Origin of the sequence: Methanocrinis sp. (assembly GCF_049974945.1) — an archaeon.
Lineage (GTDB): Archaea > Halobacteriota > Methanosarcinia > Methanotrichales > Methanotrichaceae > Methanocrinis.
The window spans coordinates 1-2,546 of the sequence record NZ_JBNGCU010000162.1; the positions used below are offsets into that span (position 1 = coordinate 1).

Sequence of the window (2,546 nt, forward strand, 5' to 3'; positions counted from 1 at the left end):
CTTCAGTGCTCATTATTCTGGCCGTACGCCATCCGGGAGGTACGGCCTTTCCAATATAAATAGGTAAATAATCTCCATGGTTATTTAATTGAGATATTTTTTCGTATAACTCAAAATCACCAAAATAGTATAAACCATAAACACCAGGTCCATTAAACTTGAAATCAGGTGGTAATGATGAGAAAGGCCTTGATAAAAAGAAGTCCACCGCACCGCCAAGTACGTCCTTTAACTGGGGCGATCTAAATGTATATGTATCTATCAATGGCACATCTGCTAACTGATCTTTTTGGTATTTATATAAATCGATAGCTCTGGCTCGAAAAGTGCCCCTCACACCTCCCTGAACCTCATCTTCAGCTCGTAGACCCCTTCCTCCCTCCTCTTCTCGATGTCGAAGCCCATCTTCTCGAAGAGGCTCCGCATCGGCCGGTTGCTGGAGAGAACCTCGGCGGAGAAGCCGAGGAGCCCCTGCCTTTTGGCGAGGTAGGTGAGGTAGTGGAGAAGCTCCGTGCCCACGCCCTTCCCCTGGTATTCGTCCCTCACCACCAACGCCACCTCGGCGGTGTGCATGTCGCGGTTGAGGCTGTACTGGCCGACGCCCACAACCGTCTCCTGCTCCCTCTCCTCCTCGACGACCGCCAGGATCACCATGTCCCGGGTGTAGTCGACGGCGACGAGGTTCTGCCTCATCTCGTGGGGGACGTTCTTCCTCGCCGAGATGAAACGGGTGTACATGCTCTCGTCAGAGAGGCTGTAGAAGAAGTCCTTGATCAGAGGCTCGTCGCTGATCTTGACCGGCCGAAGGAGGATCTCCTGGCCCTCGCCTGCGCGGGTGGTCCGATGGATGGCGAGGTGCTCGGGGTACTCGCCGCCCTTGCCGGGGACGTAGGCCTGATCCGGGTAGATCAACTTCAGCCCCTTCGCCTCCTCGATCAGCCAGGGCCGAAAGTCCGGGTGGGCGATTGCTATCAGGTCCATGGCCCTCTCCCGGATGTTCTTGCCCTGGAGGTAGGCGATACCGTGCTCGGTGACCACGTACTGGACATCGCCTCTGGTCAGGGTGACCCCCGATCCGGGGTGAAGGGCGGGAACGATCCGCGATACGGTGCCCCCCAGGGCCGTCGAGGGGAGGGCGAGGATCGACTTTCCGCCCGGCGCGAGGAGGGAGCCCCTCATGAAGTCGGCCTGGCCCCCGATCCCGCTGTAGAAGGTGCTCCCCAGAGACTCGGCCGTGGCCTGGCCGGTCAGGTCGATCTCCATGGCGCTGTTTATGGCGGTCATCCTCTTGATCTGGGAAATTATGAGGGGGTTATTGGTGTAGTCGATCGTCTTGAACTCCACCGAAGGGTTGTCGTGGAGGTACTCGTAGGTCTCGGCCCGCCCCATGCAGAAGGCGGCGACGGTCTTTCCCCGGTCGATCGTCTTCTGGCTGTTATCGACGACCCCCGATTTCATCAATTCCACAATCCCGTCGGTCAATAGCTCGGTGTGGATGCCCAGGTGCCTCTTCTTCTGGAGGTGGGATAAGAGGGCGTTGGGTGCGTAGCCGTACCCCACCTGGATCGTCGACCCGTCCTCGATGATCCGGGCGACGTAGGACGCGATCCTCTGAGCGGTGTCGCTGATCAGCTCTGGCATGTACTCCAGGAGCGGCTCGTCGTGCGGGACGAGATAGTCCACATCCTCGACGTTGATGAAGCCGTCACCGTGAATCTTCGGCATCTTGCGGTTCACCTGGGCTATGACCAGCGGCGCCATCTCCACCGCCGCCTTGACGATGTCGACGGAAACCCCCAGGCTCATGTACCCGTGCCGATCGGGGGGCGAGGTCTGGATCAGGGCGACGTCGATGGGGGTGATCTCGCGCCGGAAGAGGTCGGGAACCTGGGATAGGAATATCGGGGTGTAGTCGGCGGCGCCCCTGTTGACGGCGTCTCTTGTGCTGTCCCCGACGAAGAAGGAGTCGAGCCTGAAGTTATCCTTGAGCTTCTCGTCGGCGTAGGGGGCGATCCCCAGACTCCAGACGTGGATCACCTCCGCCTCGAAGAAGGCCTTGGGGTTGCTCTTGACGTACTCGACAAGAGAGTTGAGGAGGTACTGGGGCTCGCCGCACCCGGTCCCTATGAATATCCGGTCCCCTGGGTGGATCTTCCTGAATACCGCGCCGAGGGAGGCGAACTTCTCGGGCCAGATCTCCCTCTCCCGCTCGTAATTCGAGCCAGAAGAGCCTTCTTTCATAATATCATCTCCATCTTTATTTCCTCTGTGCCAGGAGGCGTTTTCCATCTATTTCCCCTCTGCTTTCATCTCAGGGGGTTACGCCATCGGTAGCGTCTCGTGAACTTCTCTATGCTCTCGAAGCTGCCGATCACCGCCAGATGGTCTCCTCTCTCCACCACCGTCTCGGGGCCGATGGTGGGGAGGCCTTTTCCGTCCCTCTCGATGGCGGCCACGGTGCAGCCGAGCCTTTCGGGAAGGCTCAGCTCTCCGAGGCTTCTGCCGACGAGCCGCGACCTCCAGCCCACCCGGAACCGGGCCATCTC

The 2,546-nt window shown here is 59.0% G+C and carries 3 protein-coding genes; all 3 read right to left on the minus strand.

Annotated elements, in window-relative coordinates; genetic code table 11:
• On the minus strand, positions 1-271 hold a 271-nt coding region (locus ACP5EL_RS10125; protein WP_428402390.1), incomplete at its 3' end, for an Eco29kI family restriction endonuclease.
• Positions 272-333: 62 nt separating this feature from the next.
• Positions 334-2,241, minus strand: a complete 1,908-nt coding sequence (locus ACP5EL_RS10130) for a GNAT family N-acetyltransferase (RefSeq protein ID WP_428402391.1) — start codon at positions 2,239-2,241, stop codon at positions 334-336.
• A gap of 65 nt (positions 2,242-2,306) precedes the next feature.
• On the minus strand, positions 2,307-2,546 hold a 240-nt coding region (locus ACP5EL_RS10135), incomplete at its 5' end, for a TrkA C-terminal domain-containing protein (protein ID WP_428402392.1).

Coding starts and splice junctions, on each gene's coding strand:
- ACP5EL_RS10130 (WP_428402391.1), bottom strand. CDS start 2,241: ATGAAAGAAGGCTCTTCTGGCTCGAATTACGAGCGGGAGAGGGAGATC.